12 protein-coding genes and 1 pseudogene are annotated in these 15,085 nt (G+C 47.3%); 7 read left to right on the forward strand and 6 right to left on the reverse strand.

Annotation, left to right across the window (positions count from 1 at the left end; all coding sequences use genetic code 11):
• The first annotated feature begins 33 nt into the window (after positions 1–33).
• A complete protein-coding gene (locus tag LCF57_RS14125; protein ID WP_226001255.1) occupies positions 34–1,623 on the forward strand; it encodes an amidohydrolase in 1,590 nt (529 codons plus the stop codon).
• 70 nt (positions 1,624–1,693) lie between these two features.
• Here LCF57_RS14125 and LCF57_RS14130 read toward each other — a convergent pair whose 3' ends face one another.
• The 3 genes from LCF57_RS14130 to LCF57_RS14140 all read right to left on the reverse strand — a co-directional run bounded on the left by LCF57_RS14130 (position 1,694) and on the right by LCF57_RS14140 (position 4,833).
• The gene (locus tag LCF57_RS14130) at positions 1,694–3,319 is read right to left on the reverse strand and encodes an S-layer homology domain-containing protein (RefSeq protein ID WP_226001256.1); all 1,626 of its coding nucleotides are present in this window, start codon (positions 3,317–3,319) and stop codon (positions 1,694–1,696) included.
• A 156-nt stretch (positions 3,320–3,475) separates the two neighbouring features.
• The gene (locus LCF57_RS14135; protein WP_226001257.1) at positions 3,476–4,327 is read right to left on the reverse strand and encodes a DegV family protein; all 852 of its coding nucleotides are present in this window, start codon (positions 4,325–4,327) and stop codon (positions 3,476–3,478) included.
• A 32-nt stretch (positions 4,328–4,359) separates the two neighbouring features.
• Positions 4,360–4,833: a hypothetical protein gene (locus tag LCF57_RS14140; RefSeq protein ID WP_226001258.1), complete on the reverse strand. Its 474-nt coding sequence runs from the start codon at positions 4,831–4,833 to the stop codon at positions 4,360–4,362.
• A 219-nt stretch (positions 4,834–5,052) separates the two neighbouring features.
• On the opposite strand from LCF57_RS14140, the gene LCF57_RS14145 reads away from it, so the two are divergent.
• Positions 5,053–5,436 (forward strand): DUF423 domain-containing protein, encoded by a 384-nt coding sequence (locus LCF57_RS14145; RefSeq protein ID WP_226001259.1) that lies wholly within the window; start codon positions 5,053–5,055, stop codon positions 5,434–5,436.
• 111 nt (positions 5,437–5,547) lie between these two features.
• On the opposite strand, the gene LCF57_RS14150 is transcribed toward LCF57_RS14145, so the two are convergent.
• Together LCF57_RS14150 and LCF57_RS14155 are read right to left on the reverse strand one after the other, a co-directional pair.
• Positions 5,548–6,093, reverse strand: a complete 546-nt coding sequence (locus LCF57_RS14150; RefSeq protein WP_226001260.1) for a hypothetical protein — start codon at positions 6,091–6,093, stop codon at positions 5,548–5,550.
• A 471-nt stretch (positions 6,094–6,564) separates the two neighbouring features.
• Positions 6,565–7,153, reverse strand: a pseudogene (locus LCF57_RS14155) (kanamycin nucleotidyltransferase C-terminal domain-containing protein).
• A 714-nt stretch (positions 7,154–7,867) separates the two neighbouring features.
• On the opposite strand from LCF57_RS14155, the gene LCF57_RS14160 reads away from it, so the two are divergent.
• Entirely contained in the window at positions 7,868–8,449 is a 582-nt protein-coding gene (locus tag LCF57_RS14160) for an RNA polymerase sigma factor (protein ID WP_226001261.1), read from the forward strand.
• Positions 8,406–10,103, forward strand: a complete 1,698-nt coding sequence (locus LCF57_RS14165; protein ID WP_226001262.1) for a DUF4179 domain-containing protein — start codon at positions 8,406–8,408, stop codon at positions 10,101–10,103. Before LCF57_RS14160 ends, LCF57_RS14165 begins: the two co-directional genes overlap by 44 nt.
• Positions 10,104–10,706: 603 nt before the next feature.
• Here LCF57_RS14165 and infC read toward each other — a convergent pair.
• Positions 10,707–11,222, reverse strand: coding sequence for a translation initiation factor IF-3 (gene infC / locus LCF57_RS14170; protein WP_226001263.1), 516 nt, complete (start codon positions 11,220–11,222; stop codon positions 10,707–10,709).
• A 172-nt stretch (positions 11,223–11,394) separates the two neighbouring features.
• Here infC and LCF57_RS14175 point away from each other — a divergent pair, with 172 nt between their 5' ends.
• The 3 genes from LCF57_RS14175 (at position 11,395) to LCF57_RS14185 (ending at position 14,877) form a co-directional block, all read left to right on the forward strand.
• Positions 11,395–12,390: an ABC transporter substrate-binding protein gene (locus LCF57_RS14175; RefSeq protein ID WP_226001264.1), complete on the forward strand. Its 996-nt coding sequence runs from the start codon at positions 11,395–11,397 to the stop codon at positions 12,388–12,390.
• Complete coding sequence (locus tag LCF57_RS14180; RefSeq protein ID WP_226001265.1) at positions 12,387–14,435, forward strand: iron ABC transporter permease; 2,049 nt, start codon at positions 12,387–12,389, stop codon at positions 14,433–14,435. The genes LCF57_RS14175 and LCF57_RS14180 overlap by 4 nt, the downstream gene beginning before the upstream one ends.
• 130 nt (positions 14,436–14,565) lie before the next feature.
• Entirely contained in the window at positions 14,566–14,877 is a 312-nt protein-coding gene (locus tag LCF57_RS14185; RefSeq protein ID WP_226001266.1) for an ArsR/SmtB family transcription factor, read from the forward strand.
• Positions 14,878–15,085: the final 208 nt, after the last annotated feature.

Genomic DNA, 15,085 nt, shown 5'->3' on the forward strand with positions numbered 1-15,085 from the left:
AGCGTTACAGCTGAAAAAAGGAGATGAATAGCGTTGACGTTCGTTTTGTTCAAGCACGGCCGATTGTATGGGGATTGGGCTTCGAAAGGAGATTCAATCGTGGTACAGCATGGCCGTATACAGGCCATCGGATATGCGCGGGAGCTTGAATTGCAGCTGTCCGGTAAGGAATATAAAACCGTGGATTGGGAGGATGCTTATGTGCTGCCCGGCTTAACCGATTCACATATGCATTTGTCCATGCACGGCATGAAGCTGGCGATGCTGGATCTGACATCAGCTACCTCCAAGCAGGAGATGCTGGACATGCTGCGCAAGCGGGTCGCTGTAACACCGCCGGGAGAGTGGATTTTAGGACTCAACTGGAACGAAAATGCGTTTATTCCTGTTGAAATTCCGGGTATAGACGAGCTGGATGCCATTTCAGATCAGCACCCGGTCTATTTGACCCGTACATGCTTTCATACGTTCTTGGCTAATTCAGAGGCATTTCGACGTGCGGGTATTCATGATAATACCCCCGACCCGGCCTCCGGAGCCTATGGACGAGACGCTGAGGGACGGTTGAACGGATTGATTTATGAGGAAGCATCTTTCGCCTTTACAAGTGTGCAGCCAGAGCCGGATTATGCGGTAAAAAAGGATACGATTCGACGGGCATGCCTGGATGCGCTACGTCTCGGTCTGACTGCTGCGCATACGGAGGATTTACGTTTTTTGGGCAGCGTTGAGACGATGCAGCGGATTTACAAAGAGCTGAGGGAGGAAGGCCTTGCTTTTCGTACACACCAGCTCATCTATCATCCATTTATGAAGGAAGCTCAAGCGCAAGGGCTACGTGCAGGGTCCGGTAATGAGTGGTACAAGATTGGTGCCATAAAAATGTTTGCCGATGGCGCCATTGGCGGAAGAACTGCGTTATTGTCCGAGCCATACAGTGACGCTCCACATACCTGCGGAATGGCGATTCAACCGCAGCCAGAGCTGAATCAGATGGTGGCGGCAGCCAGAGCCGCAGGCTTTCCGGTGGCTGTACATGCCATCGGCGATGGGGCGGCACACATGATTTTGACAGCGATGGAGACCCATGCGCTCACAGAGAAAAGCGGTTTGCCGGATCGCCTGATCCACGGACAGGTGCTCACGGCTGATTTGATCAAGAGAATGGCAAAGCTGCCGCTGATTGCGGACATTCAGCCGCGTTTTGTCGCAAGTGATTTTCCATGGGTACTGGATCGGGTCGGGAAAGAACGGACCGAATATTTATATGCCTGGAAAAAGCTGCTGAGTGCAGGTATTCCGTGTGCTGGCGGCAGTGACGCGCCGATTGAACCGCTGAGCCCTTTTCTCGGGATGCATGCGGCTGTAACTCGTACCAAGCCGGAAGAAATGCATGAGGGTTATCTTCCCGCTGAAAAGCTGGATATTCATGAAGCCATTCATCTGTTTACCACGGGAAGCGCAGTAGCAGCCGGGGAGGCTGCTGAGAGAGGATTGATTGCTGCAGACAAAGCCGCTGACTTTACGGTCATTGACCGTGATGTATCGGAGAGTCCGCAAGCTTTACTTGACGTTAAGGTACGAATGACGGTCGTGAACGGGAAAATCGCATATCAGTCGTAGGCTTAGAATATGAATGTAGGTCAAAAACCTTCAACTTCACTTTTTACGTGAGGTTGAAGGTTTTTCGCTATTACAAGCCGCGCTGCAGGAATCGGTCTGCATTTTTCATACTGGACCACAGATCGGAGCTGGCTCCGCCCGGATACCAGTAGGCGAATCCTGCGAATCCTTCCTCCAGCCCCAAACGATACTTAAGGGTCAAGGATCGTCCCTCCTCCAGCCATACCTTATGCAGCTGCGTGGCTTTGTAAAATATAGTATACTGCTGAACATCCTCATTCCAAATCGGTTTGGACGTTGAACGGGAAACTAACTGATTTTGCTCATTTAGGGAAATATCAGAGGAAGCAATGGTTTGGCCGCTGGCATTGAGCGTCCAATTCCTTGTAAATAAAGGCAACGCCAATATGGCCTTACTGGGATCGGTTGTTTGCTCAAAGCGTCTCACGCTTTCACGGAGCCACGGTAATGAGGACACGGAGCCGGGGATCGAGCTGCCTCCCCAATGCTCGTCATATCCCATAAGGATCATATAGTCTGCCGCAGCACCTAGCTGCTTATAATCAAAGGCGGCCGTCCAGTCCGTGCCGTAATCAGGAGATACGCAAATTGCCAGTACAGCATTCAGACTTTTTAACTTGGCCTTTAATTGCTGGATGAATAATGTGAGATTGGAGCGATCCTGACCATCCACATTTTCAAAATCAATGACAAGTCCGTCCAAGTCATGTATAGATACAGCATTGGCAAGCTGAGTGATGGTTTGACTTCGTAAAGCAGCACTCGACAGAATTTGGTGTGTCATCGTTGAATTAGAACGGTTCCCTACCATAGCCCATATTTTTTTATGATGCTGTTTGGACCAAGTGATCAGCGACGAATTGGTATAGTCACTGATCTTACCGGTTTCGTTCAGAAAAAACCAACGTGGTGACAGGGTGTTAATGTTGGATTGCAGTACGGTGCTTTCAAACTGCTGAACGGTTTGATCATATTGCCAGCCTAGCCGGATGGACGGGGTCGCAGAAGTAGTTTGGCGAGCATGCTGCGTTGAATATGTCAGCATACGTTCCAGCATTGCTGCTGTTTCTTCCCGGGTGAGGGAAGATGCAGGACGAAAATGGTTATTTTCACCTTTCATAAATCCGTAACGATTCACGGTGGCTACAGCTTCAAGCGCCCAATCTGCAATCTCATCAGCATCTGTGAAAGAGGAAGTGGCTTCTCCTGATCCTCCCGAAGAGCGGATAAGACGTGCGATCATCAAGGCCGCTTCCTGCCGGGTTACGGGACTATTGGGCTGGAATGTGGCGGACGTTCCTCCCTGAACGATATCAAGCTGGGAAGCAGCTTCGATCCAGCCGTAATACCACGCCTGTCTGGATACATCCCGATAGGAAGCGACAGCTGCCTTTACAGGCTCCAGACCGAGCATACGATCCAGTGCGGTAACCCACTCGGCTCTCGTAACTGCCTTTTTGGGGGAGAAGTAGCCGGGTTGTGTACCTGTCAAAATCCCTTTAGCGTGCAGGGAAATGATAGACTGATAGGCGTAGCTGTGTGAAATATCCTGAAACGCTGCGCCGGATGCTGCTGCCGGCGCAGCCAAATATGAAGTGGATGTAGTAAATATCGTTATGGCTGTCGTTGCTGCCAGGGTGAACCGGGTTAACCAACGGGATCGCTTGGAACTCATACCAAATAACCTTCTTTTTTATGATAGATTGTAGATGCATTTGTCGTTACTCGACGAATAATACTATCAAAAATAGTAAAGTTATTCATTGCTAAATTGCTGGAAACACACCAAAAAACCCGCTACCAGTAGGGTAAGCGGGGGCTAGATTTGAAACTATGCTTTTTTGGCATACATAATACCGATGGTCTGAGGTCCACAATGACTCGATATGACGCACCCGGCTGTAGTCAACAGCACCTCTTGTGCCTTCGTTTCTTCCTTCAAACGAGCTTGCAGCATGAGCGCATCCTGCTCAGCCAAGGCATGTACGACAATGATGATGTCGTTATCCATCTGATCGCGCTGGTTCAGGGCATTTTGCAGCATCTGATCCAGTGCTTTTTCACGTTTGCCCCGGACCTTGTAAGCAGGCGTCATTTTTCCATCAATGACTTTGATGACCGGGCGAATTTTGAGCAGACTGCCGATCAGGTTTTGCATGCCTGAGCATCTGCCGCCTTTGTACAGATATTCGAGTGTATCAATGACAAATTCCGTATCTATTAATGGTCGTGTTTTCGTCAGCATCTCTACAATTTGCTCTATCGTACTGCCATTTGCAGCCGCACGGGCAGCTTTCATCACAAGCAGGCCAAAGCCGCATGATAAATTCAGAGAATCAAAGACTGTGATGCGACCTTCCGGGAATTCGGAGGCAGCGAGCAGTGCATTTTGGTACGTCGAGGACAGCTCAGAAGACAGACTGATATATAGAATGTCGTCCCCTTGTTCTATGTAGGGAGCAAAGGCTTGAATAAAATCCGCTGGAGAAGGTGCGGCGGTGCGCGGCAATTGTCCCTCGCGGCTTACACGCTGAAATAATTGTTCTGGGTGAATGTTTACCCCGTCCTGTAATGCTTCATCACCAAACACGGTATACAATGGTATAATGCTAATCTCGTATTGCTCGCGCCAGTCGGCAGGAATATCACTGGTACTGTCCGCAAAAATTTTAATTTTGTTCATACATAGAATCCTCTCTGCGTGATGCGGAAAAATTATAAAGATTGCACGGAGGAAGGATAAATATCCGCAGTGCTATTCGGAATGGAAAGACCGATGGCAAGAAGTGCAATAAAGCCCACGATAATGAGTGCATTAATGATCAATCCTGTAATAGCAAAGGCCTTCTTACGGTTTTTCAACGCGATTCCAATGATACCGACCACAAGTCCGCTACAATTCAGCAACAGGCTGCCTAAAAAAATAAAAGGAAGCAGCGCTGTTCCGGTTTGCTGCAGAACAACTTCCGGATTCATCGTTTGATACTGGCTGAAATGAGCAAGCAGATTAATGACCATAATACCCATAATAATGTATCCGATCAGACTGACGAGCGACATAATAAAAGAAGCAATCCCGGGACCGGAATGCTTAAGCTTGACCGGAGGCTGGAACACAGGAGCTTCTGAAAAAACAGGGTGCTCCTCAGACGCAGCAGGCTTTTGCAAATTAGGATCTTGATAATTCATTTTTTCAACTCCTTGAACATAGTCCGAACAGGTACTAATTTTCCACAAAATAAACAAAAAAGCAAGCCGCATTACACATTACCCTCCAAAAGACAAGGTTTAAACATCAAATTCTGTAGGGAATCTAACCATACGGGCTGGCTGGTAAACTTCAACCCAATTCGATAAAATAAGAAGAACGTTCGGGTTAAAGAATGAGAAGAAAAGGAGTACATAAACATGCAACGTAGATGGATCATTGTGGGATCTATAATGATGCTGTTGGCAGTAGCCATTGGAGCGTTTGGAGCACATATTGTGAAAGCGCGAATCGACGCGGACGCTTTGGCTGTGTATGAAACAGGTGTAAAATATCATATGATTCATGCTGTAGGCTTGCTGATCATTGCATTGGCTGCCGGACAATGGGGGGCTTCGACCCGTTTAAGATGGGCAGCGTGTCTGCTGTTGACGGGTATTATTTTGTTTTCCGGCAGCTTGTATATGCTAAGTTTGACAGGAATCCGTGTTTTAGGCGCTATCACCCCATTGGGGGGTGTTTGTTTTATTGCAGGCTGGGTATTCCTGGCATGGGCTGCGATGGGGCTGAAGAAAGAGGGCTAGCGACTCGATTCGGGAATACGAAACGAAAAAAGAGAATCGGTAGGAAAGACGTAACATTTTCCACCGGTTCTCTTTTTTTTATACTTACTTTTTACTGCAAGGGATGTACAATCACGTTGTGATTTCATCAATTTCATTCATTTTAAAGGAGTACACCTGCTTCTCATCCACATGATACACACTCAGCAAGCTATTATCATGATCCAGGTTGAGTATGCGGCAGGGGATGCTACGCTGTCCGCCATAACGATTCACAATTAAACGTACAAGCGTATTATCTTGTATATAGCGTTTGATCCATTCATAAGTGCTAAGTTCTTGTTGTGTTGCAGGCTTCGGCTGTGCATGGGTTTGTTTGATCTCTTGAACGGTAGTTGACTTAGTCATAGCCGCGGCAGACTTCTTTTTGGAAAACTTCTCAGCAAGCTTAGCGGCGGGATCCGATGACTCATGAGCAGACTGTTTTTTTAGATACAAAGCAGCTTCAATTAAATTACCAAGTTCGATGCCAGATTGAATCCGGCTATCGGCAATTTGATCATGTTGGCTTAAGAGGTTAAGCAAGAACTGAAGGGCCTCTACGTTCGAACGACCTTTAACTAATACATCAACATTAAATAAATAACTGGTTTCGTCTTGATTTGATTCCTTTTTCATACATCCTCCAGCCCAAGCCCTGGGTATATAGTCTTTTGTAGTATCTATCAATATATCATTAAAATGCAATCTGTCATAGTACCTTAGGCCCTGTTATTGGATATTAACAAAAATTCACTCTATATAAAGCTCCATACATCATTTAAAGCCCTATGCATAAAAATTTCTTGAGTATGCCCCCGAATTATAGGCTTCTGTATGTGTAAGCAACCAGATATAAATCAACCAAGTCCATTGTATACATATATTGAGAATAAATGAGGCGGAGGGTGAAATCAAGAAGTTTAAATTTTAAATATTTTACAGTATAAAAATATAACGAAGCACTGATTGCTGGGCGAGGCGATTAAGTCTGCATCGAATCACATCCGTCCAGAAGAAAAGTAAAATCCCCCTTAACGAAAGGGGGATTGGGCATATCGAAACATGATATATTATAGTAAGCTCAATTAAAGCGGATTTTATTTGCGATCAAAATGGGATTCGTTGTGATCGAATAAGATAGTCATGTTCGACTGCCAAACTCACAAGACCACTCCAGAAATTTTCACAGGCCGAAATGATCTTCGCTGGTTCTGCTAAATCTCCGGACATAACCAACTTAACTACCTGATCAAATCCTTCTGGACGACTCGGCAGTTCCAGTGCCTCCGGTAGAACCATTGAGCTCGTTGAGAAAAGCTTCTGATTGTGCAACCCAACTAACATAGCCCCATATTGGGCAAACTGCATTGCCAAGTACGGCAAGTAGGTAAGGGGGCCATTTGCCCTCAACAGTAGAGACGATTTTAAGAAGAATGTCTGAACTACAGACGTTCACTTCAGCTTTCCAGGGTCCCGCCAACCATTCATGGCTAAATTCTACGGGGGCGTTTGATTCGCTTAGTACACAAAACATTTCAATGTCCGAGAAAGGGCGATCAGTACCTTTGGGAACAGATCCATAGACCCCTATAGCCAAGATTTTGTCTCTGTATACTTCATCTAACCTCGCAGCTATTTCGTGGCAAGTCTGAAGTCTCTCACTTCGAGAACTGTTGACAGGTCCATTCATGTTCATTAGTGATCCCCCTCTGTTTTATTAGGGTGAGTTGAAACTAACACATGGATGGAGGGACTCGGGCTTAACGGGGGACATTTTTTCGATTCATTCGAATCCCTCCCAGGCGATTTTGTTATGGGAATTGTACCCGAACGGGTTTATTTTAGAAAGCATGTTGCCTTTTCCATCTTGCTTACGGCCATGATAGGGCGGTTATAGGGTGAATCCATGGCTGAAGATTGTTGCTGGAGAGCGGTGGGAAATAGCGGCAAGTTTAATGCATATATTTTATGAGTAAAGCGATGATCTGATGAAGTTGTTTTTTAAGGGAACTAAAAAAATTATGGTCAATAATTTTCTTTTCTATTGTGTGATCAATGAAATACTTAGCAGGGTTTTGTAAGTCTTAGAATATACACTTCAAAAACTTCATTTTTTGAAGTGTACTTCTCATGGGGGGAATTGGCGAAGCAATCTTCATAAACCCAATACTTGTGCCCTATGCTATAGCACTTGGATGGGACTACAGCCAAGAAAGAAATAGATGAAAAATGGAACAGGCTGATCTTCTCATAGCTGAACTAGGCATAGAGGAATGAGTCATATGTTTAGGACCTCGAGGGCAACAAAAACTCAAGGTCTTTTTTATATGGATCGAGTGAGAGAAAAAATGCAGATTAGGAGTCTTAGAAGCGAGACAAACAAAAGCCAGACCTAAAAGGAGGGGGACGCGTGGAGCTGACAGACGATCATTCCATTATTGAAGCTGTACTAAAAGGCAAGAAACAAGCGTACGCGGACATTGTCCGGCGCTATCAGAATAAGCTTTACGGATTGTTCCGCAAGATGGGGTCTTCCGAAGCGGATGCTCAGGATCTGACTCAGGAGACACTACTTAAAGCCTATCGTAAACTGGGAGCACATAACCCGACGCAGAGTTTTGCCGGTTGGATGTATACAATTGCTGTCAATTTACAGAAGGACCGTGGACGCCGAAAAGATCCAAAGTCTCCGGCACAGGAAGATACATATGAACGTGAAACACCTGAATCGAAGTTGCTGCAAAAGGAACTGCGTCTCGAATTGGATCGCTTGTTAGAGACGCTGCCCGAGCATTATCGACTTGTGTTGATTCTGCGTTACACCAACCAACTGAGTCACAAGGAGATCGCTGGTATTACTGGCATGTCGGTTCGGCAGGTTAACAACGCCGTCCACCGTGCTAAAATCAGCCTGCGCAAAACCGTAGAAGCCAAGGAGGGGCAACGTTATGAGAGTCTGGGATCGTACAACAACGAAAAAAGCCAATCTTGAAACAGAGGACGGTAAATCGACGATAGAAGACAGAAACTGGGAAAATTTGTTGTTTCACGAAAGGCTACCCAATGAGTTTACCGACCAGGTGATGCTGGCGCTGGAAGGAATCGAGATCGAACCAGCTGACAGAGCCGACGCGAGCGATCATGATGTATCCAGATACTCTCCGAGCGAACAACCAGCGGAAACGAAGGCACAGATCTTGACGGGATCGACCGAACACAGGAATCGGCGACAGAACGCAGCCGCGTACGATGACACGTCCATCGTCGCTCAGGTGAAACATTACCGCGCTGCGAGACGCACTTCACAGCTTAAAGTATGGAGTTTGGTGGTCGCCGTCGTTGTATTTGTGGTTAGCACACTGCTGTATACGCAGCCGACCCTCGCAGATATGGTGAGATCGCTGTTCGCGAAAGACAGCTATGTGGATAGTGGTATGAAGAAGGTCCGTGAAGCAGGGCTGGTACAGATTTCGGGTGCCAGTGCTAAAGATCAGGGTTACACCCTGAAAGTCAACGAACTTATCGCCGATTCGACTAGAATGATTATCGGGATCGAAGTTTTCGATGCTAAAGGAAACGCTGTAGCCGGGGATTTTGGTCTTCAAGATGTCGATTTCAGCCTCTTTGATAACCAGAGAGGTGATGTTGGCGCTGTTCCTTTTGGAGTAAGCACAGGGGGCAACGAGAATATTAGCAGGATTGAGTTCGACTTTATGCGGCCGGTACTGACCGACAAGCTGCAGCTTAGTGCGCATATCCGTGAACTGAGGCTGTATGCGGACAAACTTAATGTGGAAGCTCCTATTAAAACGGTAAAAGGAGATTGGAGACTTAATGTGGAGGCAGATCTGACCAAAGCCAAAGCGCAAACGTTGCTGACTCCGATTGATAAAACGTATGAGACGCCAAGCGGCTTACGAATTCACATGCAGGGAGCTACCCGGACGCCGAGCGGCGGATCATTGGAATATACTACAGAGTTGACCCCAGAAGCCGCAGGCCGAGCGCTGAACGGACAAAGCGGATTCCACGAGCTTAAGTATCATCTGGAAGATGCACACGGGAAATGGCTTGGGGATAACAGAGACCCTGAATTCGGACGTCGATCTGGATTGGACCGTTGGAGTGGCAAGACACACTGGTTCTACCAGTTTAATGATTTTGCCTATGATAAGCAGCAAATTCGATTCGTATTGGACGGTTATATAATTCGAGAGAGAAGCGAGGCGTCGGTCGTGCTCGACCCGGCTCAAACTTCAGCTGTGCATCCCGTTAAATTCGAAGACTCGGGTGATGCTTATCTGTTCAAGGGGCTCAAACTTCGTCCCAACAGTTCTAATTCGGGCAAAATGTATGCAACCATTCCGGTTGGCGGTATGTTCAGTAGTCCTAACTTCACGCAAGACATCTGGGTTGCAGTTGACGAGAATGGTAAGGAGTATTCGATGTTTTTTGGCGGAGGCTACACCACAGATCGTTCAGGTGTAATCGAGCTGCAGGAGGATGCCGGATATTTCGTCGATGGGCTAAATCAAATGCCGAAACAGCTCACGCTAAAACGAAAGGTCGTCAACCATTTGTACAAGGATGCCGATTGGTCGTTTGTCATACCGCAAACGGGAACGAACGGCGTCATCCTGAAATAAGCAAGCGGGTATGTATCGAGGTTGATTGATGAGAAGCGTTTTTGGTATGCTCCCTTGGTGCAAAGTAGCTATGACAAGAACAGAATGAAGTAAAGCGCTTGATCAAGGTAAATCAAGTAACCACATTAAATCAGCTCACTCTGCTTTCGGAAGATACTTTCATAGGCTGCCACTTAACTAAAGAAAAGCAAAGTAATGCAATTGACCTGTCTACGCTTGCTGCGATAAGAAGAGACAATCCAGAGAGGAAGCTCGGAGCAGGACAATTTTCGCTATAGGAGCAGATAGATAATTTAAACGAATTTCACATCAATTATTTCGAATACACGCCAGTAGATTTTTATAAAAAGGCTGCTTTTGAAGTGGAATTAAGTTGCAAGAGAAGATTACAGTTCCTTAAATCGCAAACGGCTTTTTTGTCGAGGCGGATGACCGTTCATTATTAGATGATTGAAGAATTTGCTTCCAAGTTTTTGTGTGTGGTGTCATATGAATTCAAGAGCCTAAATCATACCCTGTAACCAAGGAATTTATAAAAGAGGGCCGAATGGGTCCTCTTTTTCATACGGTCTAAGTGACTTGTCTAATTTACTGATTCGCCATTCAGCGTGGGTTTAATTTCACCTGTGAGCCCTTGCCGCCCGTCTGGATTCCAGTTTCCTTCACTCCGGCTTCCTTTAGGTCGACCAGCAGGCGCTCCAGCACCGCTTTGGCGACAGGAGCTTCCTTCGCGCCCGATGATTTGACAACCAACTGCACCGGCTTGCCGGAACGCAGATATTTGTCCGCCTGACGCAGCTTCGTATCATAATCATGCTCCTCAATATGAGCAGTGAAGCGTAGCTCCTTGACCTTTTCTTTACCGCTCTTTCCACCAGCTCGCCCAACATTCGTTTTACGTGCTGCGGACTCTTTTTGCACGAGTGCTTTCCCTTTGCCCTTCGGAACCAGGCTGCAGGGCGGCGGACTGCTCATCAGTGAGGTACAGACCAGGTCCGCCCCTTTGGATCGGGCCATAGACAAGGCTTCTGCCTTGGAGACTATACCGAGCTGCTCCCCTCCAAGCCCAGTGAGCACCACCTCGTCAGCCTTAATTTGCTCGTTGATTAATACTGCCACGTCAATGCAGCCTCCCTTAAAAAACAATGATAAAGCTATCATAATACGGAACCTGTTTGCGATTCAATTTTAGATTTATCCGTATTGACAAAAATCACTAAGCCCTATACTCTTTTAGTGATAATGATTATCATTTTCTAATGCAATATACATACAGGGGTGATTGAGAGAAATGAAGAAGATGTTGAATGGCCTATTATTATTTGTAGTTTTTACTATTGTATTAGCGGGCTGCGGTGCAGCTGGGGAAAGCTCGAAGACGGGAGGTACTGCAGGGTCTGAGCAGACTTCCAAAACGGCTGGTCCGGTTACGGTTAAAGACGATCACGGGGAAGTCAAGCTGGACAAGCCAGCGGAGCGTGTCGTTGTACTCGAATGGACGTTTACCGAAGACCTGATTGCACTTGGCGTACAGCCGGTCGGGAATGCGGATAATGCAAACTACAAGCTGTGGGTGACGCCAGAGGCGAAGCTGGCTGATACCGTAACTGATATCGGCACACGGGGCGAACCGAATCTGGAAGCGATTGCGGCGCTCAAGCCGGATCTTATTATCTCTAACGCCGATAACAATGCAGCGATCTATGCGCAGCTCAAGGGAATTGCACCAACGATAGAATTCGATCCTTACAAGGGGAACGGCTATGATTACGACCGTATGGTCGAAATCTTCAAGCAGGTCGCCGTGGCTACCGGTAAAACGGAACAGGCTGATAAGGTCCTAAGCGAACTTGACAAGCACTATGCAGATGCAAAAGCTACATTGGAGAAAGCGGGCAAAGCAGATTTCCACTATGCGCTGACACAGGCCTTTACGGCTCAAAATGCTGCCAGTCTGCGAATGTTCAAGGATAATTCGGTTGTAGCGGGGACGCTTGCGAAAATCGGCATGGTGAACGACTGGAAGTCGGACAAGACCGAGAAATACGGCTTTAGCACCGTTGGCATTGAAGCTCTTCCAGCTGTACAGGACAGCAATTTTATCTATATTACGCAAAAAACGGACGATGTATTTGGAGCCGCTATGAAGAACAACTCGGTATGGAACGGACTGGATTTTGTCAAAGAAAAACGGACCTACCCACTGGACGGTACAACATGGACGTTCGGCGGCCCAATCTCATCCAAAGTACTGGTTGATCAGGTAGTCGGAGTTCTAACGAAATGACCCGAACAGGCACAACGGGTTTATCGAAGACTTGGCGAGTAGGAGGCATCTTTGGGGGCGGATTGGTCGTCCTCATCGTGCTTTTTTTTGTAAGCTTGTGTTATGGAGAGGCTTCGATCCCGCTACATACAGTAATCGAGGCGTTGACCCAGCGTCAGAATACGCTTGAACATAACATGGTCTGGGATCTCCGGATGCCGCGTACGGTCATCGGAATCCTGGCGGGTGGTGCGCTGGCCATCGCCGGTGCTCTGCTCCAGGCCATCACAAAAAATCCGCTGGCGGCTTCTGATACCCTAGGGATTAACGCTGGTGCCTACTTTGTGGTCGTCCTTGGCGCAGTGATGTTTCCCGGATTGCTGCACCAGGCGCCGTTTCTATTTGCCGCTGTCGGTGGCCTGCTGGCAGCGGCACTAGCTTACTTCATGGGCGGGGGACGAGCTGGAAGTCCGATTCGGTTGGCGCTTGCCGGCTTAATTGTATCCATGGTTCTCGGTTCGTTTACCGGAGCCTTGCATATCTTTTATTCATTTGAAACGCAGGGACTATTTCTCTGGGGTTCCGGCTCGCTGGTGCAAAACGACTGGAGCGGGACGACTTACGCTTGGCCCTGGGTCGTAGGACTCTCAGTCATTGCCGTTATGCTGTCAAGGCAGTTTGATGTGCTGGATCTGGATGAGTCCACATCCACGTCCCTCGGACAAAAGGTTAGCATGACCCGGGCGGTGGGAATTGTGTTGGCTGTCCTGCTGTCGACCATTACAGTGAGTGTCATTGGGCCCATCGGGTTTGTTGGTTTAGTGGCTCCGCATTTGGTGCGCCTAAGCGGTCTGAAAATGCATCGTTGGGTGCTGCCTGGTTCCTTCCTGTGGGGGGCATTACTGTTGACGGGCGCTGATGTGCTGGCGAAAATGGTCCACCAATCAAGCATGGATCTGCCGACTGGAGCAATGATGGCCTTAATCGGGGCCCCTTGGTTAATTTGGTTGATCCTGTGGAAGATGAAGCTGCCTTCTGGTATCAGTGGACAGTCTTCAATGAACATAGGTGTTCGTTCACGGAAATTACCGTTTGGCAGGCTGGTCACGCTGTTCGCGTGCGGAGCTGTGCTGCTGACCGTATTCAGCCTGATGTTTGGAGGAATGCGTATTCCGGTAAGTGATCTGCTGTCCGGCCTGTTTGGCGGGGAGAATGCCAATTCGGCCTTGCTACAGTTCCGGATTCCACGCACACTGGTGGCGGCTGGGGCTGGCATCGCGATTGCGGTTAGTGGCGTCTTGATTCAACTGGCTGTCCGTAATCCCTTAGCCGATGCCTCGATCATTGGAGTTTCTTCAGGAGCCGGATTCGGCGCACTTGCAGTGATTATCGTTTGGCCCGGTTTGCCCATTTATATGCTGCCAATCGCGGCAATCGCCGGAGCGGCAGTCTCGGCGGCGGTGATTTTCTTTCTGTCCTGGAACAAGCAACTGAACCCGTCTGTTGTGATATTACTTGGCATTGCCGTATCAGCGATTGGATCAGCTGGCATTCAGGTACTGATTATCCAAGGTTCGCTTTGGGGCAGTACAGGCTATATTTGGCTGACGGGTAGTACCTACGCTCGAAACTGGGGGCAGGTGACGACGATTCTGGCCTTTCTGCTTGTGTTGTTGCCAATAGCCTGGTGGCTGGCTCGCCGCTTCGATCTTTTGGTATTTGACGATAGCAGCGCCATGGGACTGGGACTTCCGGTGCGCCGCACCCGGCTGCTGGCAATGGCAGTAGGCGTACTGTTGGCGGGCGGAGCGGTAGCCTGTGTGGGTACAATTGGCTTCATCGGGCTGATTGCTCCGCATATCGTGCGTACATTGATCGGGCACCATGTACGCCGTTCCATTGTTCTGTCGAGCATCTTGGGAGCGGTAATGCTGGTGCTGGCTGATACGATTGGGCGGACAGTGCTTGCGCCGACCGAAATTCCTTCCGGATTGCTGATCGCTCTGATCGGTGCGCCTTATTTCCTGTACTTGATGTATCGCTCCAATAAGAGTAAGTCAGTGTAATGGAAGATGTACATGAACAGGCTGTTTCCAAGCGGATTTTCCGTGGGGAAGCAGCCTTTATTATTTATTTTCTATGTAATCATCTGAATTTTATATTTACAAATCTAATAAAGTAGATATAATGTGGCTTATGGAACCGTCATTGATTTATAAAGCATTGTCAAACGAAACTCGTCGTCTAATTATGCTGTGGTTGAAAAAACCAGAAGAGTTTTTTGATGAACAGGCTTATCTAAAACAAGGGCTTAATTTTCAAATTGGCGTATGTGTGGGAGATATTCAGGCTAAAGCGGGACTTGCTCAGTCTGTGATTTCAAGTTATTTATTAACGATGCAAAAATCCGGTTTGTTAGAGTCTGAGCGTATTGGGAAGTGGACGTACTATCGTCGGAATGAAAAAACAATCCAGAAATTTGCCGAGTACATCCAAAAGGAACTATGAACAGAAAGGAGGTTTTTTTTTACATAACATATCTACAAATCTATATATATAATTTAATTGGAGGCTTATACTTAAAATGAAAAAGGTTAACCCGTTACTTATTATTGGTATTATCCCCTTCAAGTAGACACTCAAAAAAGTCCGCATGGTATCATGAGGATTGAGTGAACTTGAAGGGGATATTTGTATGGCTAAAAAAGGACAGAAA

It is taken from the genome of Paenibacillus sp. BJ-4, from assembly GCF_020404765.1.
Lineage (GTDB): Bacteria > Bacillota > Bacilli > Paenibacillales > Paenibacillaceae > Paenibacillus.

Coding starts and splice junctions, on each gene's coding strand:
- LCF57_RS14130 (WP_226001256.1), bottom strand. CDS start 3,319: ATGAGTTCCAAGCGATCCCGTTGGTTAACCCGGTTCACCCTGGCAGCA.
- LCF57_RS14135 (WP_226001257.1), bottom strand. CDS start 4,327: ATGAACAAAATTAAAATTTTTGCGGACAGTACCAGTGATATTCCTGCC.
- LCF57_RS14140 (WP_226001258.1), bottom strand. CDS start 4,833: ATGAATTATCAAGATCCTAATTTGCAAAAGCCTGCTGCGTCTGAGGAG.
- LCF57_RS14145 (WP_226001259.1), top strand. CDS start 5,053: ATGCAACGTAGATGGATCATTGTGGGATCTATAATGATGCTGTTGGCA.
- LCF57_RS14150 (WP_226001260.1), bottom strand. CDS start 6,093: ATGAAAAAGGAATCAAATCAAGACGAAACCAGTTATTTATTTAATGTT.
- LCF57_RS14165 (WP_226001262.1), top strand. CDS start 8,406: ATGAGAGTCTGGGATCGTACAACAACGAAAAAAGCCAATCTTGAAACA.
- LCF57_RS14175 (WP_226001264.1), top strand. CDS start 11,395: ATGAAGAAGATGTTGAATGGCCTATTATTATTTGTAGTTTTTACTATT.
- LCF57_RS14180 (WP_226001265.1), top strand. CDS start 12,387: ATGACCCGAACAGGCACAACGGGTTTATCGAAGACTTGGCGAGTAGGA.
- LCF57_RS14185 (WP_226001266.1), top strand. CDS start 14,566: ATGGAACCGTCATTGATTTATAAAGCATTGTCAAACGAAACTCGTCGT.